26 protein-coding genes and 1 tRNA gene are annotated in these 25,228 nt (G+C 58.1%); 16 read left to right on the plus strand and 11 right to left on the minus strand.

The genetic code is table 11. The features are described 5' to 3' along the window. The first annotated feature begins 183 nt into the window (after positions 1-183). From NW843_RS09435 to NW843_RS09450, 4 genes are all read left to right on the plus strand, one after another. A complete protein-coding gene (locus NW843_RS09435) occupies positions 184-2,847 on the plus strand; it encodes a TIGR03960 family B12-binding radical SAM protein (protein WP_414522787.1) in 2,664 nt (887 codons plus the stop codon). 742 nt (positions 2,848-3,589) lie between these two features. Continuing rightward, positions 3,590-5,761, plus strand: a complete 2,172-nt coding sequence (locus NW843_RS09440; RefSeq protein WP_414522788.1) for an Rne/Rng family ribonuclease — start codon at positions 3,590-3,592, stop codon at positions 5,759-5,761. Positions 5,762-5,796: 35 nt separating this feature from the next. After that, positions 5,797-6,438, plus strand: coding sequence for a ribonuclease HII (locus NW843_RS09445; RefSeq protein ID WP_011433421.1), 642 nt, complete (start codon positions 5,797-5,799; stop codon positions 6,436-6,438). Between the two features lie 12 nt (positions 6,439-6,450). Continuing rightward, positions 6,451-6,524, plus strand: a tRNA-Arg gene (locus NW843_RS09450). Positions 6,525-6,541: 17 nt separating this feature from the next. Here NW843_RS09450 and msrP read toward each other — a convergent pair. The 6 genes from msrP to gvpA all read right to left on the minus strand — a co-directional run bounded on the left by msrP (position 6,542) and on the right by gvpA (position 11,174). Continuing rightward, positions 6,542-7,498 carry a protein-methionine-sulfoxide reductase catalytic subunit MsrP gene (gene msrP, locus NW843_RS09455; RefSeq protein WP_414522789.1) on the minus strand — a complete coding sequence of 319 codons (957 nt, stop codon included), beginning with the start codon at positions 7,496-7,498 and terminating at the stop codon, positions 6,542-6,544. A 324-nt stretch (positions 7,499-7,822) separates the two neighbouring features. After that, a complete protein-coding gene (locus NW843_RS09460; RefSeq protein WP_011433424.1) occupies positions 7,823-8,242 on the minus strand; it encodes an LptA/OstA family protein in 420 nt (139 codons plus the stop codon). Between the two features lie 74 nt (positions 8,243-8,316). Further along, complete coding sequence (locus tag NW843_RS09465) at positions 8,317-8,661, minus strand: gas vesicle protein (protein WP_414350932.1); 345 nt, start codon at positions 8,659-8,661, stop codon at positions 8,317-8,319. A gap of 32 nt (positions 8,662-8,693) precedes the next feature. Next, positions 8,694-9,578 (minus strand): gas vesicle protein GvpN, encoded by an 885-nt coding sequence (gene gvpN, locus NW843_RS09470; protein WP_011433426.1) that lies wholly within the window; start codon positions 9,576-9,578, stop codon positions 8,694-8,696. Positions 9,579-9,657: 79 nt separating this feature from the next. Beyond that, positions 9,658-10,674 carry a gas vesicle protein GvpC gene (gvpC, locus tag NW843_RS09475; RefSeq protein ID WP_414522790.1) on the minus strand — a complete coding sequence of 339 codons (1,017 nt, stop codon included), beginning with the start codon at positions 10,672-10,674 and terminating at the stop codon, positions 9,658-9,660. 281 nt (positions 10,675-10,955) lie between these two features. Further along, positions 10,956-11,174: a gas vesicle structural protein GvpA gene (gene gvpA / locus NW843_RS09480; RefSeq protein WP_011429717.1), complete on the minus strand. Its 219-nt coding sequence runs from the start codon at positions 11,172-11,174 to the stop codon at positions 10,956-10,958. Between the two features lie 406 nt (positions 11,175-11,580). Here gvpA and NW843_RS09485 point away from each other — a divergent pair, with 406 nt between their 5' ends. The 6 genes from NW843_RS09485 (at position 11,581) to aroH (ending at position 14,983) form a co-directional block, all read left to right on the plus strand. Continuing rightward, positions 11,581-11,799 (plus strand): Hfq-related RNA-binding protein, encoded by a 219-nt coding sequence (locus tag NW843_RS09485; RefSeq protein ID WP_041437389.1) that lies wholly within the window; start codon positions 11,581-11,583, stop codon positions 11,797-11,799. 323 nt (positions 11,800-12,122) lie between these two features. Continuing rightward, the gene (locus NW843_RS09490; RefSeq protein ID WP_414407497.1) at positions 12,123-12,806 is read left to right on the plus strand and encodes a V4R domain-containing protein; all 684 of its coding nucleotides are present in this window, start codon (positions 12,123-12,125) and stop codon (positions 12,804-12,806) included. Beyond that, positions 12,803-13,054 (plus strand): hypothetical protein, encoded by a 252-nt coding sequence (locus NW843_RS09495; protein ID WP_414330906.1) that lies wholly within the window; start codon positions 12,803-12,805, stop codon positions 13,052-13,054. The genes NW843_RS09490 and NW843_RS09495 overlap by 4 nt, the downstream gene beginning before the upstream one ends. A gap of 36 nt (positions 13,055-13,090) precedes the next feature. Further along, positions 13,091-13,549, plus strand: a complete 459-nt coding sequence (locus tag NW843_RS09500; RefSeq protein ID WP_041436599.1) for a hypothetical protein — start codon at positions 13,091-13,093, stop codon at positions 13,547-13,549. Between the two features lie 269 nt (positions 13,550-13,818). Continuing rightward, positions 13,819-14,505 carry a V4R domain-containing protein gene (locus NW843_RS09505; protein ID WP_414522791.1) on the plus strand — a complete coding sequence of 229 codons (687 nt, stop codon included), beginning with the start codon at positions 13,819-13,821 and terminating at the stop codon, positions 14,503-14,505. 103 nt (positions 14,506-14,608) lie between these two features. Next, a complete protein-coding gene (gene aroH, locus NW843_RS09510; protein ID WP_414408158.1) occupies positions 14,609-14,983 on the plus strand; it encodes a chorismate mutase in 375 nt (124 codons plus the stop codon). 340 nt (positions 14,984-15,323) lie between these two features. Here aroH and NW843_RS09515 read toward each other — a convergent pair whose 3' ends face one another. Further along, positions 15,324-15,725, minus strand: a complete 402-nt coding sequence (locus NW843_RS09515; protein ID WP_414522792.1) for a hypothetical protein — start codon at positions 15,723-15,725, stop codon at positions 15,324-15,326. A 181-nt stretch (positions 15,726-15,906) separates the two neighbouring features. On the opposite strand from NW843_RS09515, the gene NW843_RS09520 reads away from it, so the two are divergent. Further along, positions 15,907-16,710 (plus strand): Ycf66 family protein, encoded by an 804-nt coding sequence (locus NW843_RS09520; RefSeq protein ID WP_414408159.1) that lies wholly within the window; start codon positions 15,907-15,909, stop codon positions 16,708-16,710. 81 nt (positions 16,711-16,791) lie between these two features. On the opposite strand, the gene ppc is transcribed toward NW843_RS09520, so the two are convergent. Beyond that, positions 16,792-19,728 (minus strand): phosphoenolpyruvate carboxylase, encoded by a 2,937-nt coding sequence (gene ppc, locus NW843_RS09525; RefSeq protein ID WP_414522793.1) that lies wholly within the window; start codon positions 19,726-19,728, stop codon positions 16,792-16,794. A 467-nt stretch (positions 19,729-20,195) separates the two neighbouring features. On the opposite strand from ppc, the gene NW843_RS09530 reads away from it, so the two are divergent. From NW843_RS09530 to NW843_RS09545, 4 genes are all read left to right on the plus strand, one after another. Continuing rightward, on the plus strand, positions 20,196-20,363 hold the full coding sequence (locus tag NW843_RS09530; protein WP_414522794.1) for a hypothetical protein: 168 nt from the start codon (positions 20,196-20,198) through the stop codon (positions 20,361-20,363). Next, positions 20,360-20,554, plus strand: coding sequence for a hypothetical protein (locus tag NW843_RS09535; RefSeq protein ID WP_414424293.1), 195 nt, complete (start codon positions 20,360-20,362; stop codon positions 20,552-20,554). Before NW843_RS09530 ends, NW843_RS09535 begins: the two co-directional genes overlap by 4 nt. 26 nt (positions 20,555-20,580) lie before the next feature. Continuing rightward, on the plus strand, positions 20,581-21,693 hold the full coding sequence (gene ribD / locus NW843_RS09540; RefSeq protein ID WP_414427598.1) for a bifunctional diaminohydroxyphosphoribosylaminopyrimidine deaminase/5-amino-6-(5-phosphoribosylamino)uracil reductase RibD: 1,113 nt from the start codon (positions 20,581-20,583) through the stop codon (positions 21,691-21,693). A gap of 344 nt (positions 21,694-22,037) precedes the next feature. After that, positions 22,038-23,066 carry a hypothetical protein gene (locus NW843_RS09545; RefSeq protein WP_414522795.1) on the plus strand — a complete coding sequence of 343 codons (1,029 nt, stop codon included), beginning with the start codon at positions 22,038-22,040 and terminating at the stop codon, positions 23,064-23,066. Between the two features lie 120 nt (positions 23,067-23,186). Here NW843_RS09545 and NW843_RS09550 read toward each other — a convergent pair whose 3' ends face one another. Then, positions 23,187-23,420: a hypothetical protein gene (locus tag NW843_RS09550; protein WP_414522796.1), complete on the minus strand. Its 234-nt coding sequence runs from the start codon at positions 23,418-23,420 to the stop codon at positions 23,187-23,189. A gap of 49 nt (positions 23,421-23,469) precedes the next feature. Further along, positions 23,470-23,850, minus strand: a complete 381-nt coding sequence (locus NW843_RS09555) for an Npun_F0494 family protein (protein ID WP_414417979.1) — start codon at positions 23,848-23,850, stop codon at positions 23,470-23,472. An 82-nt stretch (positions 23,851-23,932) separates the two neighbouring features. Between NW843_RS09555 and NW843_RS09560 the strand changes: the two genes are divergently transcribed. Continuing rightward, positions 23,933-24,184, plus strand: a complete 252-nt coding sequence (locus NW843_RS09560; protein ID WP_414390850.1) for a hypothetical protein — start codon at positions 23,933-23,935, stop codon at positions 24,182-24,184. Here the strand turns inward: NW843_RS09560 and NW843_RS09565 are convergent. Then, the gene (locus NW843_RS09565; RefSeq protein ID WP_414522797.1) at positions 24,181-25,008 is read right to left on the minus strand and encodes a DUF1350 family protein; all 828 of its coding nucleotides are present in this window, start codon (positions 25,006-25,008) and stop codon (positions 24,181-24,183) included. The two genes, NW843_RS09560 and NW843_RS09565, sit on opposite strands and share 4 nt — an antisense overlap. Between the last annotated feature and the right edge of the window lie 220 nt (positions 25,009-25,228).

The raw sequence follows: 25,228 nt of genomic DNA on the forward strand, positions 1-25,228 counted from the left end.
TTCCTGAACCATGTTCAGGAGAGTTCAGCGTGAATGTATCAGCATTCCTCGGGCTCATTCAAAATGGATATGGCTGTAACCTAGGGGCTCAGAGGGGCAAAGTGCTTCTCCCTTCGTTTGGGTTGCTGGAAAAGTTCGGCTAGAGTCAGATCAGTGACTGTGTCAACGTCTCGGCGGATCTCAATGCTTTCTCCAGCTACCGCGCAAACTGATCTGAGTCCCATCGATCTGGATTGCCTGCTCACCCCTGAGATTCAGCGGCCGGCCCGCTACTTGGGCAAAGAGTTTGGCGCCGTCCACCGTCCTTGGGATTCGGCACGGGTGCGTTGGGTGCTGAGCTATCCAGAGTTGTACGAGGTGGGAGCTTCCAACCTAGGCCACCTCATCCTTTACAACATCCTCAACGCCCAGCCGGATCAACTGTGTGACCGCACCTACTTGCCAGGCCCGGATCTGGCGGCCCGCCTGCGGCAGTTGGGGATCCCCCTCTTTGCCGTGGAATCCCGCCGTCCTCTGCGCGCTTTCCATATCATCGGCTTCAGCCTGGCTTACGAGCTGGGGGGCACCAACATCCTGGAGATGCTGGACCTAGCCGGGATCCCGCTCAAGTGGTGGGAGCGGCAGCCCTTTACCCCGGAAGAGTGCCCTCTGATCTTTGCCGGCGGGCCAACCGCCACCTCCAACCCAGAGCCTTTTGCCGACTTTTTCGATTTCTTCGTCTTCGGAGATGGGGAAGAGGTGCTGCCGGAAATTGGCCAAGTGCTGGCCGGATCCCTGTCCAAGCCCCGCCGAGAGGTCTTGCTGGAGCTGGCCCAGGTGCCGGGGGTGTACGTGCCCCAGTTTTACGAGGGGATCCCACCGCGGCCCATCGTGCCTGGGGTGCCGGAGCGCATCCGCCGTCGGGTGGCCCTGCCTCAACCCCAATACTCCGTCGGCCTGGTGCCTTTGGTGGAAACCGTCCACGACCGCCTGGTGATGGAAGTGCGGCGGGGCTGCACACGGGGCTGCCGATTTTGCCAGCCGGGAATGCTTACCCGCCCAGCGCGGGATGTGGATCCGGAAGCAGTGGTGGAGGCTGTGGTGCAGGGCTTGCGCAAGACCGGCTACAACGAATTTTCCCTCTCTTCTCTCAGTTGCTCCGACTACCTTTCCCTGCCGGCGGTGGGAGCGGAGCTGCACAACCGTCTCCTCAGAGAACACATTGCCCTTTCCCTGCCCAGCCAGCGGGTGGATCGCTTTGATGAGCAAATTGCCGCCATCATGAAGGGATCCCGCCGCTCCGGCCTCACCTTTGCCCCCGAAGCTGGCACGCAACGGCTGCGGGACATCATCAACAAGGGCCTCACCGATGCCGACTTGATTCGCGGCATTCGCACCGCCGTCCAAGAGGGCTGGGACAAAATCAAGCTCTATTTCATGATTGGCCTGCCCGGCGAGACCGACGCCGATGTCCTGGGGATCGCCCGCACCGTCGAGATGCTGCAGCGAGAATGTGCAGCCCTGGGTCGCAAGCGGGTGGAGTTTACCCTCACCCTCTCCAACTTCACCCCCAAGCCCCACACCCCCTTCCAGTGGCACCGGGTGGACTACGCCGACGTGCAGCGCAAGCAAACCCTGCTGCAGAAAGAGCTGCGGCGGCTGCGGGGCGTCAAAGCCCACTTCACCGACATCCGCTTCAGCATCCTGGAAGACTTTATTGGCAAAGGGGATCGCTCCCTGGGACAGATGATCGAGCGGGCTTGGCGGGCCGGTGCCGGCATGGATGCCTGGTGGGAAAGCATCGACACCGCCTATGCTGCCTGGGTGAGGGCCTACTGCGGCGAAGAGGTGGATCCTGCCGCCGATCCGGTCGCCCTCTGCGCCCATCTCCCCATCCGGGAATTGGGCCTGGAGGATCCCTTGCCCTGGGATCACATCGATACCGGCATCGACAAAAAATGGCTGCAAAAAGACTACCGCCGCGCCCTGGAAGCCCTCACCGTGGAAGACTGCTCCTTCGAGGGCTGCTCCGCCTGCGGCATCTGCGGCCCCGGCTTCGGCCACAACATCGTCATTCCCCCTCCGCCCGTCCCGCCCCTGCAGAGCAAACCCACCCCCACCCCGGATCCCCTGGAGCCGGAGCCACCTGCCCAGCGTTTCCGCATCACCTACGGCAAAACCGGGGATCTGCGCTGGCTGGGCCACCTGGATCTCATGCGCCTGTGGGAACGGGCCTGTCGGCGAGCGGGGTTACCTCTGGCCTTCAGCGGCGGCTACCACCCCATGCCCCGCCTGGCCAACGCCAACGCTCTGCCCATCGGCCAGGAAGGCTATGGCGAAATCCTGGATCTGGAGCTGCTGGATCGGCCTGAGGGTCCTCTGACGCCTGAGAAACTGCGCGCCCTTCTGAGCGAACAGCTGCCCCCGGAGATCCCCATCCAAGCCGTCCAAGAAATTAGCCTTCGGGATCCCTCGGCCACCGCAGCCGTTTACGCCGCCGAATATCAGCTCACGGTGAGCTGCGAGTTGCCCAAAGCCGTTCACGGCAGCGGGACGGAGTCCTCTTGGCCTGCCTGGGTCACCCAGATCCTAGACGCGCAGGAAATCTGGATTGAAAAAACCTCCAAGTCTGGCAAGTCCTCTCCCTTCAATGCCCGCGCCCTGCTTTACTACCTAGAGTTTCAGGGCCTGACCCCCGAGGGCAGCGCTTGCCTCCTTTACCGGGGCAGTTGCCGCAACGACGGTGCCTACCTGCGGCCCACCCATCTGGTTCAAATGGCCGAGTCATTGGGGTTGCCCCACTGGACACTACAGACGGCAAAGCGGCTGCGCCTGTTGTGGGAGAACCCCCTAGCCGATCCAGATTGAGCACTTCCTCTGGGAGCAACCCAAGGGCTAAGGGTCTGTCTGGGCTGAGGGATCCCACAAGCGCTATAATGCTGCTATTGCTGGCTCCTGCCGCTGTGGGGCTCGCCAAGCATCAACTTGACCAAGGGCGGGGTGAGCAGCAGGCAAAAGCTGGGCCGGATTCTGGAATGGAGACACTCTTAACTCAGTACCCAGGGCAGGTAACAGGCGTGATGGGGTCGAGTCGATAGGTGCAACAGAAAAGTGTGCCTCTTCGACCTAGCCCAGATCTAACCAGAAAATTTTACCCTGAGAAGGTGCTTCTTTCCGCGCGCAAACCCTGTCTTGTTGTGGACTCAGGCTGGGCCGCACAACTGGGGTTCTGCAATGGGCCAGCGTTCGATCTCCCGAGGCGGAGCCGTCTTGCTCCCTGAGCCTATCGATTGAGCCCATCCATGAATCTCCATGCAAACCTCACCGAATCCATTCATCCCATCCGATGAGTTTTCCTTCCAATCAGCAGAAGCCCCCCGCTGTACCCACCAGAGCCAGCATTGGGTAGTTCACATGCACTTAAACTCACCTCACCCATTGGAGAGGAAACAAAGCCAAGCGTCAAAGCAGAGCTGAGGGTAATGGACAGCCCCATGATGACTCGATCCTGGTTAAAGAAACTTGAGCAGATCCCAGCAAAAGGACAACACCTCGCCAGAATGAGGGTTCAACCCGTAACCGCGTGCCCTTGGGGCGGGGAGGGAAGTTAATGCCCAGGCAGATTGTCATTGCCGAGCAACATCGAGTGGCAGCCGTCTTCGCCGAAGATCAAGTGCAGGAGCTGATCGTCGCCAGCGGCGCTCACCAAGTGGGAGACGTTTACGTCGGAATCATCGAGAACGTTCTGCCCAGCATCGATGCCGCTTTCGTCAACATCGGCCCTGCAGAGCGCAATGGGTTTATCCACGTCAGCGACCTGGGCCCGCTGCGCCTCAAGCGAAGTCATGCCTCGATTTCTGAGCTGGTCTTGCCGCAGCAAAAGGTGCTGGTACAGGTGATGAAAGAGCCTACCGGCAACAAAGGGCCAAGGCTTACCGGAGATTTGGCCTTTCCAGGGCGGTATTTGGTGTTGCGACCCTACGGAAAAGGCGTTCATCTGTCCCGCCGCATCGAGGATCGAGAAGAACGCAACCGTTTGAAGTCGCTGGCCATTTTGATTAAACCCCCGCAGATGGGCCTGTTGGTGCGCACCGAAGCGGAAGGTGTGTCCGAAGAAGCGATGATCGACGACCTGGAGCAATTGAAGAAACTCTGGGAAGATATTCAACAGCAGTATCAGGCAGCACGGGGGCCGGGGCTACTCAACCGGGATGACGACTTTATTCAGCGGGTGCTGCGGGATGTTTACTCCGACGATGTGAACCGTATTGTGACCGACTCTGCGGCAGGAGCGAAGCGAGTCCGTAGCTATCTGCAGGGCTGGAACAAGGGCCAAATGCCCCCTGGTGTCGTTGTCGATGCCCACCGCGAGCCCACCCCCATTCTGGAGTATTTTCGGGTCAACGCGGTTATTCGGCAGGCGCTGCGGCCACGGGTGGATCTGCCCTCTGGTGGCTACATCATCATCGAGCCCACCGAGGCCCTGACGGTAATTGATGTTAACTCGGGCTCCTTCACCCAATCGGCCACTTCTCGGGAGACAGTGCTGTGGACAAACTGTGAGGCGGCTACCGAGATTGCCCGCCAATTGAGGCTGCGCAACATTGCCGGTGTGATTGTGGTGGACTTCATCGATATGGATTCCCGCCGCGACCAGTTGCTGGTTTTGGAGCATTTTAACAAGGCCCTCTCCAGCGACAAAGCTCGCCCACAGGTGGTCCAACTGTCGGAATTGGGGCTGGTGGAGCTCACCCGCAAACGGCAGGGGCAAAGCCTTTACGAGATCTTCGGCTATTCTTGCCCCACCTGTGAGGGGCTGGGGATCCTAGCCCGCTTGCCGGGGGCCGAGCCAGGGCATCTGTTAACAATAGAAAGCGGCCTGACGGTAACGCTACCCACCGAGGCGGAAGGAGGGGATGAGGAAGAGGCCGGCCCGATCCTGCCCCGCGATGGCAACTCCCAACGGGCGCGCCTGCGAGTGGGAAGCGATGGGCTGTCTCGAGGCGATAGCCGTGCGCTGCTGCGGCGGTCGCGATCTGCCCCCGGACAACGACGCCCCAGCCCGGATCCCTTTACGACTTCAGACGATCTGGAGGAAGAGCCACGGGTTGAAACGGGACGCAAGCGTCCCCGCGAAGACTGGGGGGATCCCCGCACTGGCCAGCGCCTCGTTGCCCGGAGCCTGGATACTCCTGTAGAAGAGGAAGCCCCAGAGCCGATGCAACTGCCAGGGGGCGGAGCAGACCTAAAGCGTCAAGAACCCCGCCGTTCTGGCCCTGGGGAAGAGGCAGAATCCGCCTCACGCAAAGATCACACTTCCCCAGCCCGCACCGTTCGCGCCAGCGGGACGGAGTCCTCAGAAGGCCGTCCGGCTCCGGTACGGCAAACCGTCACCGTGGAGATGACCCCGTTACAACAACGGGTCTACTCGGAGCTGGGGCTGTCGCCGCTGTTGCTGCTTGACCAGCCGCCGCCTTGGGGCCGAGACACGGCGGTTAGGGTGGTTCTGCCGGGAACTCTAGAGGCGGAAAGTCCGCCCAGGATGGAGACTGAGGCAACTTCTCAGACAGAGGAGTTTGCACCCGAACCGGAGGCTCTGCAGGAGAAGGAGCTGCTGGACAACCTCTCTCCACCCGAACTTTCTGAACCCGAAATCCCTTCTGCTGAATCGTTCGTGCCAGCAGTGCAGAGCAGCTTGGCCGAGCCAGCCGCGGAACTGGGGATCAGCCCTGCCCAGCAATCTCCGGCAGCCTCCAGGCGACGGCGCTCCCGCAGCAGTTAGGCGCTGCTCTCAAGCCCAGGGGCAGGCATGGGAGTATGGTGGAGCGGGCAAGGCCGAGTTTGATCTGGGAGGGATCCCTTTGGCAGCAGGGGATCCTGCGGGTGGCGGGGGTGGATGAGGTGGGGCGGGGGGCCCTGGCCGGGCCGGTAGTGGCGGCGGCGGTAATTTTGCCGGCCCAGATGGATCCCAAAGAACTGGAGGGAGTGAGGGATTCCAAACAACTGCGTCCGCAGCAACGCGCTCAATGGGCGGAACGGATTCGGCAGGTGGCTTTGGCTGTGGGCGTTGGCAGTGCCTCTGCTGCTGAGATCGACCGGCTCAACATTCGCCAGGCCACGGTGCTAGCCATGCAGCGGGCTTTGGCCAAGTTGGATCCAATCGAACACATTTTGCTGGATGGATTGCCGCTGGCCGAGCTGGGATCCCGGCAAACGGCCCTGGTCAAGGGGGATCACATCAGCCTCTCCATTGCCGCTGCTTCAGTTGTGGCCAAAGTCTGGCGAGATGCCTTGATGCAGAGCTGGGATCGGCAGTACCCCGGCTACGGCTGGCGCACCAACGCTGGCTATGGCACGCGGGAGCACCGACTGGCGTTGCAGAACTTGGGGCCCACCCCGCAGCACCGCCGCAGCTTTGCCCCCTTGGCAGAACTGAAAGTCAGCAGATATGATGGTTAATGCAGTTGCATTGCCCACGTAGCTCAGTGGACTAGAGCACTGGGTTCCGGTCCCAGGTGTCGGAGGTTCGAATCCTTTCGTGGGCGTCTTCAGGCATATAAGTTCAGCCATATAAGTGGGCAACATACTCTCCGTACCCGTTGTAGGGCAAGGTGGGAACGATTTGCCACTGGGAACGGGATCCGAAACCGATCAAGACTTCCTGCTCCTGTGACCAGCGGGGGTGGGGCACCCTAGGATCCACATTGGCCTCAAATCCATACTCCTCAGGGGCGAGGGTATTCCAAAACGTGGAGGGTTGACGGGCCAAAAACTCGATTTTGACGATGGATTTTCCCCCTTTAAAGCCATACTTCCAGGGAACCACCATGCGAAGGGGTGCTCCGTGCTGTTTGGGCAACGGCTTGCCATAAACGCCGAGGGCAAAAAAGGCCAACTCGTTGGCCATTTCCTCGATCCGCAACCCTTCCGTGTAGGGCCAAGGCAAGTTGGGGGGCCAGATTGGGCCAGGCATAATTTCCGGATCGTAAAAGGAAGTGAAGCGGACAAATCGAGCCGTCGGCAAAGGATCCACCCGTTCCAGCAACAGCCGCATCGGAAAGCCCAACCACGGCACCACCATCGCCCAGGCTTCCACACAGCGAAAGCGATAGATGCGCTCTTCGAGGGGAAAGTGAAACAGATCTTCCAGGCCCAACCGCTGAGGATGCCGCACCAGCCCGGTAATCTCGACAGTCCAGGGATCCGTGGGCAAAGCCTGTGCAGCCCGCCAGATGCGCTTGCCGGAGCCAAACTCGTAAAAGTTGTTGTAACGAGCAGCTACAATCTCCTCGGTGACGGGCCTGCCCACATCCGAAAAGTGGGGGTTGAGTGGGATCCCCCTCAGCTCTCGTTCTACCGAGGGAGCAGCTCCCCTGCTGCCAAACCCAAAAATAGAAAAACTGGCTCCCACCCCAACGGATCCCAGTTGCGCTAGAAATTGCCGCCGGCTGAAAAACATCTCTTCTGGAGTGACCTGTGCCTCTCGTTGCCAGGGGTGAGGAACTCGGATCCCGAACATCCATCAGCCATCCTTTGATTCAGAGTCAGGGAAAAAGTCTGCCGCCCGAACTACTACATCCTAAATGAATTACTACATCCTAAACGGATCTAAGCCGACATTCCCCGAGCTCGTTTCCAGCGCTGCCCCATGTGTAGTCATTTCAGATGTAGTCATTTCAAACAGCAATGAAACGATTTGTTATGTCTGTCCCTGGCTCCCCTCTCCTTTTGAGAGAGGGGTTGGGGGTGAGGGAAACCCTGCAGGCTGGGATGATCGGTGACGAAATCACGGTATAGCCGTGTTGGCTGAGTCCGTGCTGCTGGAAAAAAGTGTGGGGATCAGCTAAGGACTTGAGCTGGGCTCCGGCAAAACGTAGATGGACTCCACTTGCCGCCCTGCCGATGGCACTGCCTGGATGGTGCCCTTGTCGATGTGGTAAATGACTTTCTCCGCTTGCAACTGATTCTCCCCTTGGTTGATGATGACCTGGCCCTCCAGCTCAATGCGTTGCTCCTGGCTGTAATACACAGCTCTTTGGGCGCGGGCCGTAAGCCGCTCGGCAGGAAAACTGAGGGTGACATTGCCAATGGCCGTAAAAACCCCTGTGTTGGCGTTGGCCTCCTGCACATCGGCGCTGATGCTGATGGCACGGGGATTCTGACCCCAAGCCGGGATCCCAAGGGCCAGCACCACACCCACAGCCCAGCCCAGCGTCCCTAGCCGCTGCCAACCCTTCCGGTCAAACGCCATCTCCAAAGCCATGCCCCATCACCCCGTCAAACCACCACAGCAGCCAGTCTAGCCCGTCAATCCAGGTCACAATGGCGGGGGGCAGCCTATGGGTCCGTTCCCTTTCTCCCCTGGGGCAGAGCTTGGGCAAGCTGTCTTTCCAATTCGGCAACGCGCTGCATGAGCTGTCGGTTGGCTTCCAGCAGCTCCCGCGCCTGGCTGTTGAGATAGGGATCCGACTCCCACCAATTGATGCCGATCTCCTTGGCCTTATCCACCGAAGAAATCAGCAGGCGAATGCGCACATTCAGCAACTCCACATTGCCCACCGAAACGGTGATGTCTCCGGCGATCACAATGCCCTTGTCCAGCACCCGCTCCAGCACATCGGCCAGCGAGGAGCCATGAGTAGCCGTGGTCAAGGGTTGAGAGCTAATCGGCACAGAGTTCATCGACCTCCAAAGCGTACCAACAGGCAAAAGACTCAGCCAGGCAGTTGGTCTAGCAGATAATTCAGCAACTGGGATCCCTCTTCATAGCGCTTGCCGGCTCGCGGCAACAGCACATCCGCACACAAAGCGCGAAAATCGGCATTCTCTTTGCTGACCGCCAGCTCATGTTCCTTGACAATGCGCCCGATCATCAGACAACTGCGCAGGCTGGGGTGGCGCGTCAGATCCAGCTTGCGGCGAAAAGCCCGCACAATGTGGACGATCTTGAGGGCGTCGGGGCCGGATAAGCCTATTCGCGAGGTGAGAATCTCCTTTTCGGTCTCGATGTCCGGCTCCCCCATATCGATGGTGATCATCCGATCCAGCAGCGCATCTTGGGCCCTGTGAACCCCGGTATATTCCTCCGGGTTAGAGGTAAAAATGGCCCGGAACTGGGGATGCACCCGCAGATATTCCGAGCGGTTGCTGTCCGGCGGCAACACCAGCAGCCTCTCCTCCAAGGCACTCAGGAGAGCATTGTTGGCCTCAGGGCGGGAGCGATTGAACTCGTCGTAGATGAGGGTAAACCCCTCTCGGCAAGCCAAGGTGAGGCGGGCATCCACCCAGCGCTGCTGCACATCCTCCTCCGTCTTCACCACCGAGTGAATGAAGTTGTCCACCACCCGCCGATGGGTAAAACCGGTGCGCCCCCCGATGAGGTCGGAAGAATCGAAGCGGTCATCCCCATAGATCAGCATGATGGGGCGGCCCAGCAGGCTGGCCAGATGCATCGCCAAAGTGGTTTTGCCCGTACCCGAAGGCCCCCGCAAATGCACCGCAAAGCCCGATTGCAAATAGCGCAAAGCGCGGCGGGTAATCCGCTCAATGTAGGGGGTGTTCACGAACTGGCGGGGACGCGCCTGCAGAACCGTGGCCATGGAGATACTCAACCTCTTTGCTGCCCTAGACTCCTTTGCCTTGACTATAGCCCGGATGTTCTTCCTGCGCTCTGTTCAACTAAACTGCGACCGCCCCCGACACCATGCGCCGCAGCGTAGCCAAGATTTCCGAGGGATCCACCCCCAGATCCACCGCGCCGCGGGCCAACAAATCCCGCACCCGTTCCCGATCCCCAATTACCTGCAGCAGGGTCAAGTTGGGATCCTGCGCTTGTAGATCACTCACATACTTGTTGACATAGTCAAGGATGGGATCCACCTGTTTCTCAACAGTAGGCGGAACTTCAGGGGGTTCGAGCGTTGTCAAACCCCCTGGGGGTTGGGAAACAGAGACCGGGGCGGACGGCTCCACCGGGGTTTGACCTTCGGCTACAGGCGTTGAGTCGGAAGCAGTCTCACCGGCAGTCGCAACGGCACTGTTAGAGCTTGCACTGGAAGTGGAGACTTCAGGTTCTGGGATGAGGTCAGGGATCCCATTGCCCCACACCTGCTTATGCAACTCCGCCCGGAAAGTGGCCAGGGATCCCCGCAGGGCCTGGGCCTGGGCTTGCTGTTCCTGAGCCATCTGAGCCAGCTCCTGTCGAGCCATTTGCCGGAGAGCCTGTACCCACTGCCGCAAATCGGCGCAAAAAGACTGCCGCGCTTGCTGAGTTTTGTCGGCCATCGCCTGCCGAGCCTGCGTATAGGTGCTCAGCAAATGCTCCACAGCCGCAGTCAAGTTAGCCCGGAAAGCCTGCAATTGCTGCCGGCTGACTTCCAATTGAGCAGCTCGTTCCTGCTCCAGGCGAGCCAGACTCTCTGCCACCGACTTGGCCCGCTGAGCCGCCGCTTCCGAACGGGAGCATTCGTCCAGGGATCGCCTCACAGCCCGCTCCTGCCTCAGTTTCTGCAATTGGCTGCGGGTTTGCTCCGTCTGGTGCCGTATTGCTTCTTGTCGTTGCTGGCGGCGCTGCCCCAGCTCAACCATCAGGGCTTGGTGCTGCTCTAGGCGCTGCTGCCGGGATCGGCTTAACAAACTTCGGTTTTGAGTCACCCGCCGGCTGCGAGCTATGGCCCATTGTTCCTGCAAACTCATGGTGTTCAATCCCTCACGTCGTGTTCAATGCTTGGGTGGATACAGCTTCTCTGCCCCTCCAAACTCGATATCCAGCTATCATGCCAGTCTGCAGCTCAACACGTCTGCAAGACTCGATCCCTGAACGAAACCCATGAGAGCAAGGCAGAGACCAGAGGTGGATCCCTGCCTCGCTTTCCGAGAGCCTTCACAGCGGCCAGCTCCAGACCCCCGCCCAAGACCCATGACCCGTCAAACCATCACGGTATTGAAGGCAAGGGGATTGAGTGATTGGGCCAGATTTAGACGGCAGGAGCAGCAGCAGTAGCCGTCAGACCCACAGCCTCAGCGTACTTCAGGTAGGTTTCCACGGAAGCCACAACGACGCGGGCTTCAATGGCCAACAGCTCGATCCCAACCAAAGAAACCCGCACCCAGGCATCGACCACGATACCTTTATCCAAGATGCGATCGATCACTTCGGCCAAGCTGGACGAGGAGTTCACTTTCTCAACTGCCATAACGATCTCTCCTGCACTGATACTGCTGATACTGATGAGGGTTGAAAAGGACAGACAACTCGGCGGCAAAATGGCATGTAGAAGGGATCCCAGCTGAGGATTCACCTTCCCTAGGGCGACAGCCGCACCCTCTATCACCCTAGCCCTATTGTGCTGGCTTTTTTCGGGGAGAACACCCGTAGATTCGCTTAAAAAAGACGGCGAACTCGAAAGGTTTACCGCTTTTCTAAGCGCCATCCCCCCTACATAGTACTCGCCAGCAGAAAAAATGGGCAAAGATGAGGGCGAGTTTTGAGCCCAAGTTGTGGAAGTGTGGTGGAGGGGCAGTGGGAAGCGGCAGGGATCCCCTATACTGGGGGCAGTGGGCTTGCTGACATACCGTTTCTCGCTGGCTGATAGGGCTGTCGTGACCGATTTCAACACCGGGATCCCGAGCGTGCGTCGCCTGCAGAAGGTCATCAAGGATCGGGAAACCCTCGAGGTCAAACTCAATACCGGAGATGTCTTCGTCGGCCAGTTGCGCTGGCAGGATCCCGATTGCCTCTGTTTAGCCGATGCCGAGGGGCGGGAGTCGCTGCTGTGGCGGTCTGCCATTGCTTTCATCAAGGTCAGGCCTCAGTCTTAAGTACTGCTCCGGATCCCTGTACAGCTCTTCTTCCCAATTTTTGAATAAATCTTTACAACAACTCAGGGCTTTTCTGTCTCCCTCTGAGGGCAGTTTTCTCCAGTTGACCCACTCCTGCTGGGTTTTTGGAGCGGTTGACTACCCTGCCGTCGCCCTGAGTCTATCCCAAAGCCGTCCCCCATTGCTCCGCAACGCTGTTGCAACTGCGTCAGCGGGCCGTAGGCCTTGAGGACGAGGCTTTAGACCCAGTTTTTTGGTAAAAATGCCAATTAAGAAGGGTATGATAAGGAGTGTTAAAAAATCTGATCTCTCCTCACCCAACCATGACGACTGCCCCCATTGAGATACCTCTTCAGCCTGCCGCCCAACGGCATAACCACTACAGCCGCGAAGACTTTTTTCGCTTTGACCTCTCCCAGGGATCCCTTGTGGACTGGACGGGTGCCCGCAATGTCTTGGTGAGCGAAGACTTTATTCTGGGCTTGCAGCAGGGCCTGGAGGAAGAAGTGGGAGATGCCTCAGCTTCTCTGATGTACACCATCGGTCAAGAGTGGGGACGCAACGATGCTGTCCATTTTTCCCGCTGGTTTGAGGAGGAATATCGGCGCCACCCCAAGCAGAGTAATCTCATGTTTCTCTTGGAAACCTGGTGGTGGCCTCTGACCTCCCAAGGATGGGGGCGCTGGGAGGTAGAAACCGAGAGTCGGCGGCAAGGGTTTATTTTCATCAACCTCTTTGACTCCGCTGTGGCCCGCACCCTGGGGGATGTGGGCAAACCTGTCTGTCATCTTTACGCCGGATTATTTGCCGGCTTTTTTAGCACCATGGTGGAACGGCAACTGAACTGCATCGAGATCCAGTGCTACTCCATGGGAGAAAGCTACTGCAAGTTTTTGCTCGGCAGCAAAGATCGCATTGATGCGGCTGCCTTCTGGCTGAACGAAGGGGCCAGTGCTGGTGAAATTGCCCAAAAATTGCGTTCAGGTCAGGGAGTAGCTAAGGCATGACCTGGAAGATTACTTTAGAGGATTCGGTGCAGAGCTTTTTTGCCCGTCTAAATTGGGATAACCGCCCCCTACAGATGCGCTCTCTGCCAATGCCTTTTCTGCAAGTGCGGGAGCATTTTGGTTCCATCCCCTGGGCGGGGGATCCCCTGAGTTTGGCTGCGCATTCTCTGGGATCCCTGTCGGCAGCACCAGAACCCGAGCCGGCAGAAGAACAGATCACCTTGGCAGATCTGTTCAGCCTGTTTTGAATCTCCTAGCACCCACCGACCTCCGGGAGAAGCGAGATGGTAAGCCCCTTGGAGCAGATGCTGATCGAGTCGGAAGCCCGCTACCTCAAGCCAGAGGAGCTGGAGCATCTGAAGGCCTATGTTCTCGGCTGGCCAAAACGACAACATGTGTACCGAGTTTTGCGGGAACGGGAGAGCCAGGTGGTGAGTAAAACCCTAGATGCCCTGCAAAAGGAGATGCCCGACCTTTCTCCCCAAGTGTTGGATCTGTGCCGGCGACACCTGCTGTTGCTGCTGCGTCACAGCGCTATGGCCATGTTGCTGCAGGACGAAAACCTCCTGAAAGAGCGGCTGCTCGAGTGGATGGAGGAAGAGGTGCGCCTGTACGGACTGCAGAGGGTTTATGAGGTTGCCTATCGGATTTTCCAGCAAGAGCTGAGAGACCATCTGGCCCCTGGAGAGTTGGAGTTTATCCGCCCTTTGATCACCCAGGTACAGGTGGCCTTGCTGTTTTAGAGCTAGATACTTTTTTGCTTTTTGCATTTTTCGGTGCTAGAGCGCTCTATCTCAACTAGCCGGAGACTTCAGTGTCGTTGGAGTTAATGTTAGCGTTGTAGTAAATCTGCCCAAGGGGTATTCAATTGCTGGAGGGATCGCCATAAGATTTGGAGCGTAAACAACCGTTCTCCCAGCTCAACAACCAACGAACTGTCAACTGCACCCCGCTCCTATTTGGATGCTTAAAGCTCAATAACGACTTGGATTGGATAACCAGGGGATCCCTTATGAACGGCACCAGCTCTATCTCCAATGGCTCAGTCACCTTTGATCCCTACACGCCCGTTTTGGCCAACTACTATGCACCCAGCGCCTATCTGCGAAGCGATTTGGAATCCGGCTTGCTGGAAAGTCGCCACGGTGAGCGTCTCTTGGCCCTTCCAGAGGCATTGCTGCGGGGCATCTACACGGGCCTGGAATACGAGACCGGCCAGGCTGCTCGTTTGGTGTTGCGCAACTGTGGTCGGATGTGGGGCAAGGAGTTTTTCCGCCGTTTTGCCCAAGAACTCTCCGACTACTACCAGAAGCCTTTGGCCGAGCTGGAGATGGGCCTTTTCCTGCAAAGTCTGAGACAAGCTTGGAAAACTCATGGCTGGGGATTGATCGAGATCGACTGGACTTACAAAGATCAAGGAGTGCTGGTGGTGTCGATTCGCAATTCCCCCTTCGCTGCTGTCACCCCTCCCCATTTCAAGCGTCCGATGGGCTTTTTGGAGGCAGGGCTGTTGGCCACCTGGTTTAGCCAGCTAACCGGCCAGGATTTGCTCTGCGTGCAAACCGCCAGCGAGGCTCTGGGAGCGAAGAGCAATTTGTTTGTCGTAACCGCTGCTGCCCGCCTCAAAGAGGGAGAAGCCTGGGTGGACTCCGGCCTCAGCCACGAGCAGATCCTGGAAAAGCTCCTGCAGCCCAGCTAGGCGATGGGGGCTGGTTTTCCCCAGAGGGATGGGATCCCAACAGGGATGAGTCTGTATAATTTTCTGGAAGCAAGGCGAGCTCAAGCGTGCGAGGGTGTGGCCATTGGGGTGGCGAGTCAGAGCAATTCGGGGAGCCATCACCGTACCTACAAACAGTGCCGAGGCCATTGGCGCGGCGGTGACTGAGCTGTTGGATACGCTAGAGCACCGCAACGCCTTCGATCCGGCTGAGTTGGTCAGCGTTATTTTTTCTGTTACTCCTGATTTAAATGCAGCTTTTCCTGCCCAATTTGCTCGTCGTCGCCCTGGCTGGGAGTCGGTGCCTCTGTTGGATGTACAACAGATGGAGGTGAGCAGCGACTTACCCCGTTGTATTCGTGTTTTGATCCAGTTGAATACTCCACTTGCTCAAGCGGACATGCAGCATGTTTATCTGCGAGGTGCCCGCGAGTTAAGGCCAGATCTCAGCGCAGTTTGATTGAGGTCGTACAGCACCAATACGGCAGCGTAGCCACAGCAATCGAACAGCAACGGGACAACCTATCGCCTTGGGCAATAGGGAGCGCAATCGATTCTGGTTTTTCCCTGCTTATTTTGGGGGAAGAGAATGTCTCAACCCAAGTTGATTCAGGTCTTATAACTACGGATTTGGCGATCCCAGCCGCCTTGATCTGGATTCACTCACAGATGCACTTAGCCCAAGAGTATGGTCATTTCAATTCAAACCAGGACACTAAACCCATGACCCAATGTTGACTGTAAGGGGCGAGATAGCCCAGGCGTCTCACCCTAACCCGAAACGACTATAGTTTGAGAACTCAGGAGGATAGTTTTTCTCGCAGACGGTTTTCCCACTGTTGCAGTTGCTCTTGGCGAGCGGCTACCTCTGCTTCGCGACGGCTCAGCTCCTGGCTTTGCCGAGTCAAGGATTGCCGCCAGCTTTCGATTTCCGACAGATCCACCAGACTGCGGCTTTGAGATAGGTTGTGCAGCATCTCCACCAGCTTCATGGCTGCCTCTTCCACCCGCTGTACCTGCCGCTCTTCTGAAAGCTCAACCAGCAGCAACACCCCAATGTTGTAAGGGCCAGCCTCTTTGCAGGTGACCCATTCTGGCTGGCGCAGCGGCGTCCAAACCCCACCCTCGGCCTGCCGGGCCAAGAGCTGCAGCTCCCCCTGGCCGAAGAGACCTTTTTTGTGTACCCGTGCCAGATACAACATGGAACATGCAGGAAGATGCTGCCGATTTTAGCACCGATCCCTTTTGTTCAAGAGGGATCCCGTCCCTAGACCCAAACCTGGGCTTCGTTGTCCGTGCCATTGGGAGGATCAATGTTAGGATCGGCGGTGGAATGGGTAAGGCTCAACGCTCTCCCGTCTTCATCGTTTAGGGATCCCTGGCATGTTTCTCACCCAAAGCCCCTACTTCTTGATGGCAGCGCTGGTGGCTATTGCCAGTGGAGCCATCTTCGCGGTTCGGTTCATCAAGCGCGAGGCCTCCGCTGAGTATGACGTGATTTTTGCCACGATGGGCCTGATCTATTCCGTCTGCTTGCTCTTGGAAGGTCAGCGGCTCATCCCGTTGCTGTTCTTTGCGCAGGTGTTGCTGGCGGTGATGGCCGGCTGGTTTGCCATCGAAACCTTCCGTTTGCGGATTCTCTTAAGCGAAAAAGCACGGCAGGTGGGCGGGGCTCGTCCGACCGTTCGGCGGCAAGGCTTCAGCCGCACCTATCCCCCGGATGGCTATGCCCAAGGACGCACGGTTTCCACTCGAGCCGAGGGATCCCGTATCCGCGATACATCCTCTTACAGTCGCTCCATTCCTGGGCGCAGTGGTGAAGATCCTAGCCGTCGCCCCAGGCCCCAACTGACCGGCGATACCCGTGTGCGTCCACGCCGCCGACCCGAAGGGGATGAGTATTACGAGGAACCAGGATCCCGCCCGCGTCAGGACACCGACTACGATGAGCCGGCTCCGCCGCCAGAGGCCCGTCGCCCCCGTCGCCCTGCCGGAGAGTATCCAGAGGATGTGGATGTGCAGGAAGAGCGCAGCACAGGTACAGCTACCCGCCGCCGTCCCCCACGGCTGCCCCAAGACCAAGGGGAAAGCTACGCGGATGAACCTCCCCGCCGTCCTTCCCGCCGCGTTGTCGAAGTAGAGCCAGTAGAAGTGGAGCCAGAAGAGTACGATGACGATCTGTTCTGATAAGCTCTCGACACTGCTCTGAAACTCAATAGGGACAGCGCCAGCCTTGCTTGGGAGGTGTGGTGAATCCGGTTGGATCCCTCAGCCCGTGTTGCGCATCCCGGCGGCAATGCCGTTGATGGTGAGCAGAGCCCCACGCAGAAGTTCAGCTCGGTTGTAGCGCGTTCTCCCGGTACGGGATCCCTGATGCTCTCGCAGGCGCTTGAGGAGGGAGACTTGGATAAAGCCGAGGGGCACAATAGAGCGGTTGCGCAACTGCACCGAGCGCTTCAAATAAGGGTCGTTCTCCAACAGTTCGCTGTGACCCGTAATCTGCAGCACTATTGTGCGGGTGCGGTGCATTTCTTGGGCAATACACTCAAACAGCTCCATCGCCCGCTCTAGACGTTCTGGAGAGCTCATCTCCCGCACGTAGTGACGCGCTATTTGCAAATCCACCTTGGCCAAGGTCATCTCCACTTTGGAGATCACCATGCGGAAGAAAGGCCATTCGCGATACAGGTGCTGCAGGTGGTTGAGGTTGTGCTCGCCCTTGGCCACGTATTCCTGTAGGGCGGTGCCAACTCCATACCAGGCCGGCAGGAGAAAGCGGCTTTGCGTCCAACTAAATACCCAGGGAATGGCCCGCAGGGATCCAATATCCTTCTGGCTGCCGCTGCGGCGGGCAGGACGGGAGCTGATCTGCAGTTGGCTGATCTCTTCAATGGGGGTGACCTCGTGGAAAAACTCCACAAAACCTTCCTGCTCATAGACCAGGTTGCGATACACCTGCCGGGAGCGATCCGCCAAGGATTCCATTAGGCGCGACCACTCGTGCAGGTCGTTGGGGTAGGTGCGCAGCAGGCTGGCCTGGATCACGGCGCTGGTAACGGTTTCTAGGTTAAAAATGGCCAGATCTTGGAGGGAATACTTAGAGGCCAGCACCTCTCCCTGTTCGGTAATTTTGATGCGGCCCCCCACACTGCGCCCTGGCTGAGCCAAGATGGCCTCGTAAGCCGGGCCCCCCCCACGGCCCACCGAACCACCCCGGCCATGGAAGATTTGCAGCTTCACGCCATAGGATTCGGCCACCGTCTGCAGGCGTTGTTGAGCTTTGTAAATCTCCCAGTTGCTGCTCAAAAAGCCGGAATCTTTGTTGCTGTCGGAGTAGCCCAGCATCACCTCCTGCAGATTTCCCTGCTGAGCCAAGTACTGGCGATAGAAAGGGATCTCCAGCAACTGCCGCAAAACTTCCGGGGCCCGCTTCAGGTCTTCGACGGTCTCAAACAGCGGCACCACCGCCAGGGATCCGCGACCGCTAATGGGATCGTAGAGACCCACCTCCTTGGCCATCAGCAGCACCTCCAACAGGTCGCTCAACTGGCGGCTCATGCTGATCACATAGGTTTGGCAAATGGCCAAGCCGAATTCCTGCTGCATGCGGCGCAGGGTGCGAAAGGTGGCGATCAGCTCTGCCGTTTTCTCGGAAAAGGCGATCTCCAGCGGTATCAGAGGCCGACGTGTTTGTAGCTCCTGCAGGAGAAAGGCGGTTTTTTCCTCTTCCGTCATCTCGTTGTAGGGACGCGGCAAAATGCGCAAGTACTCGAAAATCTCCGTGAGAGCGGCTTCGTGGTAGCTGCTGTCTTGGCGGATATCCAGATGGGCCAGGTGAAAGCCAAACACCTGTACCTGTTGAATGAGATGATCCAACTGACGGCAGGAAAGGCCGCTGTTTTTCAAGCTTTTCTGGATAAGCTGCAAGTCGGCCAGAAATTCTTCTGCGTTGGCATAGGCGTTGTCCACGGGGGGAGGGGTGGGCAAACAAGCAGAGTCGGCCAAGTTGCGGTTGCGCTCCCGCGTCAACTCCAGCCGCCGCTGAATGTAGCTGAGCTTGAGGCGGTAAGGCTCCTGGCGGTATTGCAGCGAAAACGATTCGTAAACCTCAGGCATGAGGCGGTGATCCTGCTCAAGGGCATCCAGCAGCTGGCTGTCCACATCCCCCCAGTGCAGGGAAATGCTCAGGGTTTTGGTGAGAGCCTTCACCGATTCGATGTACTTGCCCAGGATGAGGTTGCGCTGATAGCGAGCCGTTTGCCAGGTAACATCGGCGGTGACGGAAGGGTTGCCATCCCGATCCCCGCCTACCCACGAGCCGAAGTTGCAAAATCCTGCCGGCGGTGGCTCGACGCTGGGAAAAGCCTTTTTCAAGCTGCGGCTGAGGTACTCGTGCAGCAGGGGGATGGCCTGAAACAACACCTCTTCAAAATAGTGCAAAGTGTAATCGACTTCGTTCAAAACAGTCGGCTTGGACTGATGCAACTCGTCGGTGCGCCACCAAAGCAAAACTTCTTCCGCCATCTGTTCTTTTATCATCTGGGCCTGCAAAGGCTGGGTTTGTTCTGCCCAATCCAGTTGGCCGAGCAGGCGAGAGAAAGCTCGTTGCTTCTCGCGGATGGTGTGGCGGACGATCTCGGTGGGGTGGGCGGTGAAGACCATGCGAATGTGCAACTGCTCCAGCAATCTGCGCAGTAGGCCCGGCGGCACCCCTTGAGCCCGCAGGTAAGGGAACAGCCGTTCAAATTTTTCGTTTTCTCGCACGGTACGTTGTTGGCTATCCACCATGCGCATGTCCGAGTCTTCTGCCCGTTCGTAGTGCTGTTCAACAATGTTGATCAACTGGAAGAAGAGGGCAAAGGCCCGTGCCGTTTGGATGGTGGCGTCGAGGCTGAGGTACTCGATAATTTGTAGTACCTCTGGGATCGGGTACTCCAGGGCTTGTCCTTCTGGGGAACACATGGAACGCAGTCGCTGCAACAGATCCACCAGAGACTGACCGCACTCCTGCAGGATCACCGATTCCCAGAGTTCTTCCACCAGTTGCAGGCGACGGTTTAACAGGTTGTTCCTGCGGTTGAAGGCTTCGTTGACTTGAAGGGAATGGGCCAAGGGATCCCGTTCCCCAAACAGGGATGCCTCCTTCAGCCCGTTGGCAGAACCCGCTGCCCCCTCTGCAGCGGTCAGGTGGGGGGAAGAGGTCATGAAGGCAGCTCCTAGAATAACCATCCCAATATTAGAGCCTGTTTGTCGAAACGGCAGATGTAGCAGGTATCACGCTCAGATTGCGGTCTTCTCCGCGTCGGATTTTGTAGTTGAGCCTACAAATTGCAAGAAAAAAGTGTTTTACCTTGCCGCAATACCGGTCTAACGCCTTGTTGACAGGAGTTCTGGTGGCTGCCACCCTGTTTATCAACGCACATCTGCTGGATCCCGACCAGGGATTGGACAAAATCGGGCAACTGGGTTTTCACGTCGGTGGGGGATTTTTGTCTGCCGGCGGATGAGGCGGGGATCCGCTCAGGGGTGACCACGGTGGTGGAGGCGGGGATCACCTTCCCGGCGTTTTGTGAAACAGTGGTGTCAACTGCCCAGACGCGGGTTTATGCTTTGATCCTTCTCTGCTCTACATCGCCACTGCGGATTTCATCGCCCACCGCCTCAGGCTGGCTGTGGATTGGAAAAATCAAGATCTGGATCGGGCCAGAGCAGTGATCGAGACCCATCGCCAGGTGGTGGTTGGCCGCAAGGCTCGTCCCACCCTCAAGCTGGGAGAGAGGGAATCACCCACGCTCACTTCCGCTCTGATTCTTGGCGAAGAATATGCCTGCCGATCATGATTCATCTGGGCCGCTTCCCGATGGATGAGGTGTTGGATCCCTCAGATTTGTTGGATCGCCTGCGTTCGGGAGAGATTGTCAGCAACGAACAAAAGGCCCGCGCCCGCGACTACGCATTGCAGGTGGTAGAGCTAGAATCCAAGGCAATTGCAGCTTTCAACCGCAAGCTGGCAGCCTTGTCACTGCTTTGAGCCACTCTGGATTGGATGCCCATTTTGTGATCTCGGATCAGCAGTGGATGGAACGGTGTCTATCCCTGGCCCGTTCTACACCTCAGCGTCCCTCTCCCAATCCGCGGGTGAGTTGCGTGATCGTGCAGGGGGATCGGGTGGTGGGGGAAGGCGTTCATCCGGGGGCAGGGCAGCCCCATGCGGAGGTGTTGGCTCTGCAACAGGCGGGATCCCTGGCCAGAGGGGCAACGCTCTACGTCAACCTGGAGCCCTGCAACCACTATGGCCGTACCCCTCCCTGTACCGAGGCCATCCTAGCTGCCGGGATCCGGCGGGTGGTGGTGGGGATGCAGGATCCCAATCCCTTGGTGGCCGGCAAAGGGATCCGCCGCCTGCAGGAGGCGGGGATCGACGTGACGGTGGGAGTGCTGGAGCGGGAGTGCCAGGAGCTGAACGAGGGGTTTGCCTTCGCCATTGTGCGGCAACAGTGTTTCGGCCTGCTGAAATACGCCATGACCCTGGATGGCAAGAGCGCCGCCGCCACCGGCCACAGCCGCTGGATCAGCAACTCTCCGGCGCGGCAGTGGGTACACCAACAGCGGGCCTGGCATGATGCCGTCATCGTTGGATCCCGAACCGTTTGGCAGGATAATCCGCGCCTCACCTGTCGTCTGGCGGAGTTGCAGGGATCCCAGCCGTTGCGGGTGGTCCTCAGCCGTTCCCTGAACCTACCTCCCGTCGCCCATCTGTGGCAGGTGGAAGAAGCGCCGACGTTGGTGATCACAGAAGCTGTGGCAACCCATCCTTTGTGGGGATCCCTGGCCAAGCAGGGGGTGGAGCTGCTGCATCTGCCCCAAGTAACCCCCTCGCGGGCGGCACAGGTGCTCTTTCAGCGGGGGTGTCTGAGCGCCCTCTGGGAATGCGGGGGCACGCTGGCCTGGGCAGCCCTCAAAGATGGGGCGATCCAGAAAGTAGCCGCCTTCATCGCTCCCAAGATCCTAGGCGGAGCCGCTGCGCCAACCCCGGTAGCAGGGGAGGGGATCCCTGATGTAAACCAGAGCTGGCAACTGGTGGAGCCGCGGCTGGAGACCTTGGGGGATAACTGGCTAATTACCGGAAAGATCTCCTCTTCAGTTGGCCGCAGTGACTTACTACAGTAACCAGCTTTCAATTGCCATGAGGTTTCTGAACGAACAGGCTGATATCTGTTCAATGTAAGTGGATATACTCATCAGAAAAACACGGCATTTCTGCAAAGTGGGGTTCAGAATTGAGCTCAATTGTGCTAGGCTGGTCGGCGTTCTGGGGAGTCAATAACATTTGGGTAAGGTTAGCAAAATCAAGCTATAGGAATCTATCAAGATTCTTCTGAGGTGAGCCTTGCAAACGGCAACGACGAAGACTCTAGCCTCTTTGTCCAGCCCTTCTTTGCTTGCCCAGTGAGCGGCTTGAAAGTCGTCCTATCTCATTTTCAAGTACAAATCCCAGGATAAGGAAGGGCATTGTGTTGAATCTTTTTGCCGGCCTGCTGTTTGCATCCGCTTTCCTCAGCCCATCGGGAAACGTCGTCATCGAGGGGGATCCAGGGGAGTGGGTTTTCGCCGATCATCAAGTCCTAGAAGGGGTTACTCTAACCCTTCTCACACGGCCCGGAGAGAGCTTGGCCTCTTGGAGAGAGATGCTCTCCGTCATGGACGTTCATGTCGAGGGATCGCCGCGCTTTCTTGCCAACCACATGCGGGACAACCTCCTGGCCAACTGTCCCCAAACGACTTGGGAGTTCCATCGGGAGAGCGAAGAAGATGTGCTCTACGAGTTTCGCAGTGCTGGCTGTCGTGGAACGGTGAGTGGAGTTGAGGAACATGAGATTGGCCGGATCACCCGAGGCCCAAGCGGCAGTGTGCGCATTGCCTATGCCGCAAAGCCAGAGATGACGTCCGAAGTGCGAAGCCGCTGGCTGAACTTACTGGGCAGCGAGGTGGGGACAGCTCAGGGTTTTCCCATTCGCAACCTCAGCGGGGCGGCTGCACAGCCTTCTTCCCCGGTTTCGGAAGCCCCAACCGCAGAGCGGCAGATCGCCCGGTGGCTGCAGGAAGCAACCGATGCCCTGAAGCAGCAGGAAGATTTGCTGGCCGAGCTGGATCGCCTAGGTCAGGAAGCGCAGGCGGATGCCCGTGCCTACAGCGGAGAGATCCCCAAAGGGGCGGGGCTGCAGACAATCGGCCTGTACCGAGGTCGGGGGGACGGCAGCCCTGGCGAGGCCACAACCGAGTTCAAGACCACCGACACGTTGATCTGGGCCATCTTGCCGGTGGGCAACCTTCCTGCCAACGCCAAGGTGGAGATACTCTGGTACTACGAGGGCGGAGAAGCCGGGGGCGAGCAACTGATCCGCAGGCTAGATGTTCCCTGGGATCCCGGCGACACGGTGCAAGGCTATTTGAGCTTCAGCCAGCCCTACACCGGCCGCTACCGCGTCGAGATTCATGTCAACGGCGAGAAGGTGGGAGTTGGCCGCTTCACAATCCAATAGTCTCCTGCAAGAAGTACCCCTCCTACGGGGTTACACAGGCTTGGGGGTGGACAATCTCCATCACCAACTCCGACGGGGTGAAGACTGTTGTGCTGGGATCCAGAGGGGGGCTTGCTATCCTCAACGAGTTCTGCATATGGGCCTGGCTTTGAGGTTGTAGATAAGGCTGGTGCGGTATTGCAAAAGCAAATTACGCAGGTAAAGGGGCAAGTTGCGTCGGTAGAGGGAGCGGGTTTTGCGGTAGATAGACTTGCTGCGCCGGTTAATTGCTTGGCTGCGCCGCTGCAAAGAGGTTTGGAGTGGACGTTGGAGTGCCAGGGATCCGGGCACACGCATCAACCTTGGCCGTACCATATCCCCCCTCGAGAGCGGCGTTGAAAGTTGGATCCAGTGTAGGGGATCCTCAGGGGAGCAGCCGCCAGCGGGTCAGCCTATTGCGCAGGCGGTCTGCCCAGCTTGCCGAGATCCCGGCAAAAGTTTCATCCCTCTCCAGATCTTGCAACAACTGCCGACCCAGAGGTGCCAGACGGTACCGGTCGGTGATCCCCTGCCCATCCACTTCCCGCCGCAACAGCCCCACCTGAATCAGCCACATCAGCTCCTGATCCGCCCGCATTTCCGATAAAGGACGCCGGGTGTAGCCCGCTTGAACGCCCGCCCAACCTGCAATCTTTGCCGGCGGGATCCCTTTTGTGCTCATGGCCTGCAGCAAGGGCAACCGAAAAGGGCTGCAAATCCAGGCACGCCAAGCCCTTCTGTACACTGACTCAGAGTCATGGAGCATGAGGGATAAGGGGAGTCCTTATGTTCTTATTCAATTCTGTCAATGGCCGTTGAGCAGCAGGCTTGTTACAATAAATTACGATATGTTGATCATCCTTGCCATTGTTGTCCTCCTGGGATTCTGGGCGCTGCGCTTGATGGAGCAGGCTTTTCAGAGTCAGGAGTTCTCGCGCATGTTGGCAGGGACACTGGTGGCTGTGGCTGCCGGCGGCGTCTTGACCTGTTACTTTCTGATGAGCGATACCCTTCAGATGTTGTTTCATCTGCAAGCGCAACCTTCCTCCCCTTACTCTTACTCTCAAGATCTGCTCTCCGATCTGAGCTGGCTTGACTAGGCCAATTGGGTTGCTAGCCAGGCTTGAATGCTTCGAATCATCTGGTGATTGGGGGCCAGTAGGTTCTGGTAGATCAACTGTCCAAAAGCATCGATGGGGCTGAACTCTTGCCCGACTTGGAAAGGGTAGCTAAAACCCAGTGGAGTGAGGTGATCCCCCTCGAGATGCTGCCACTCGGTGTGGCCTTGATACTTGCGGCAAAGCTGCTGGTAGAGCAGAGGAATGTCGTCAATATCATCCTGTCGAAATTCTACGAGCAGGTTGTGTCTAACCGGATACTGCTCCTCAATTAAGCGGTTGGTTTCTGCTGGGGAAGGCTCGAACTCTAACCACAGGTTCACAGGCGGCGAGGAGGATCCCATCCACATCCGCCACAGATCGGCAAGCTGTTGTTGAGGCCAAGCTTGGGCCAACAGCCGCAGCAATGGCAAAGCCCGATCTAGCCCGGCATTGCTGTAGGCCAGGAAAATATTGCCTCGCCGACGGGATCCCAGAGAAGGAACGGCTAGACAAGAGAGGATCTGCAACTTACAGCCCAGGCTATGACCCAAACCAAACAGGGGCAACTCCAGCAAACCCTTGCTTTGCAGGCTTCTGTGCAAAGATTGGGCTGCGTTGAGCGCCAGTTGGGCGTGATCGATATCGGTGGTGTAGGGGGTGGCAACAACGGCCATGCCCATACGGGCCAGTTCTTCCAGCAGGCGGCTGTAGAACACTTGCGGGGCAGCTCCCACAAAAGCTCCACCCAGAAAGTGAACGACGGCGCGGGGTTGAGGGGGCAGAAGGAACCAAGTATGCCCATCGGTTTGCCAAGTTGGTGCCATGGTGTTGCAACCTCGCCTGCGAGTTTGTTGAAGCTTTCCCCATAACCCAGCGCTCGGCAGATCCCACTTTGCCCACTTTACGCCGGTTCCCCGCGCTGGCCAGCCCCTGGAACTCATCCTAATGGACATCTTGCCCAGACATGGGGATCCCCAGTTAACTTCTGATGCAGCAGGCAAAACTGATACATTTACGCTGAACACTGCTGAGCATTACTGCTCA

This window comes from Synechococcus sp. R5-12 (assembly GCF_047502655.1).
GTDB lineage: Bacteria > Cyanobacteriota > Cyanobacteriia > Thermostichales > Thermostichaceae > Thermostichus.

Bases quoted from the DNA above. Each gene is read 5' to 3' on its own strand.
- NW843_RS09565 (WP_414522797.1), bottom strand. From the start codon at position 25,008: ATGGCACCAACTTGGCAAACCGATGGGCATACTTGGTTCCTTCTGCCC.
- NW843_RS09495 (WP_414330906.1), top strand. From the start codon at position 12,803: ATGACCTGGAAGATTACTTTAGAGGATTCGGTGCAGAGCTTTTTTGCC.
- NW843_RS09555 (WP_414417979.1), bottom strand. From the start codon at position 23,850: ATGCTCCATGACTCTGAGTCAGTGTACAGAAGGGCTTGGCGTGCCTGG.
- gvpN (WP_011433426.1), bottom strand. From the start codon at position 9,578: ATGGCCACGGTTCTGCAGGCGCGTCCCCGCCAGTTCGTGAACACCCCC.
- gvpA (WP_011429717.1), bottom strand. From the start codon at position 11,174: ATGGCAGTTGAGAAAGTGAACTCCTCGTCCAGCTTGGCCGAAGTGATC.
- NW843_RS09535 (WP_414424293.1), top strand. From the start codon at position 20,360: ATGATTCATCTGGGCCGCTTCCCGATGGATGAGGTGTTGGATCCCTCA.
- ppc (WP_414522793.1), bottom strand. From the start codon at position 19,728: ATGACCTCTTCCCCCCACCTGACCGCTGCAGAGGGGGCAGCGGGTTCT.
- msrP (WP_414522789.1), bottom strand. From the start codon at position 7,498: ATGTTCGGGATCCGAGTTCCTCACCCCTGGCAACGAGAGGCACAGGTC.
- gvpC (WP_414522790.1), bottom strand. From the start codon at position 10,674: ATGAGTTTGCAGGAACAATGGGCCATAGCTCGCAGCCGGCGGGTGACT.
- NW843_RS09440 (WP_414522788.1), top strand. From the start codon at position 3,590: ATGCCCAGGCAGATTGTCATTGCCGAGCAACATCGAGTGGCAGCCGTC.
- NW843_RS09445 (WP_011433421.1), top strand. From the start codon at position 5,797: ATGGTGGAGCGGGCAAGGCCGAGTTTGATCTGGGAGGGATCCCTTTGG.
- NW843_RS09515 (WP_414522792.1), bottom strand. From the start codon at position 15,725: ATGTTGTATCTGGCACGGGTACACAAAAAAGGTCTCTTCGGCCAGGGG.
- NW843_RS09465 (WP_414350932.1), bottom strand. From the start codon at position 8,661: ATGAACTCTGTGCCGATTAGCTCTCAACCCTTGACCACGGCTACTCAT.
- NW843_RS09490 (WP_414407497.1), top strand. From the start codon at position 12,123: ATGACGACTGCCCCCATTGAGATACCTCTTCAGCCTGCCGCCCAACGG.
- NW843_RS09435 (WP_414522787.1), top strand. From the start codon at position 184: ATGCTTTCTCCAGCTACCGCGCAAACTGATCTGAGTCCCATCGATCTG.
- NW843_RS09500 (WP_041436599.1), top strand. From the start codon at position 13,091: ATGGTAAGCCCCTTGGAGCAGATGCTGATCGAGTCGGAAGCCCGCTAC.
- NW843_RS09460 (WP_011433424.1), bottom strand. From the start codon at position 8,242: ATGGCTTTGGAGATGGCGTTTGACCGGAAGGGTTGGCAGCGGCTAGGG.
- NW843_RS09550 (WP_414522796.1), bottom strand. From the start codon at position 23,420: ATGGTACGGCCAAGGTTGATGCGTGTGCCCGGATCCCTGGCACTCCAA.
- NW843_RS09520 (WP_414408159.1), top strand. From the start codon at position 15,907: ATGTTTCTCACCCAAAGCCCCTACTTCTTGATGGCAGCGCTGGTGGCT.
- NW843_RS09560 (WP_414390850.1), top strand. From the start codon at position 23,933: ATGTTGATCATCCTTGCCATTGTTGTCCTCCTGGGATTCTGGGCGCTG.
- NW843_RS09505 (WP_414522791.1), top strand. From the start codon at position 13,819: ATGAACGGCACCAGCTCTATCTCCAATGGCTCAGTCACCTTTGATCCC.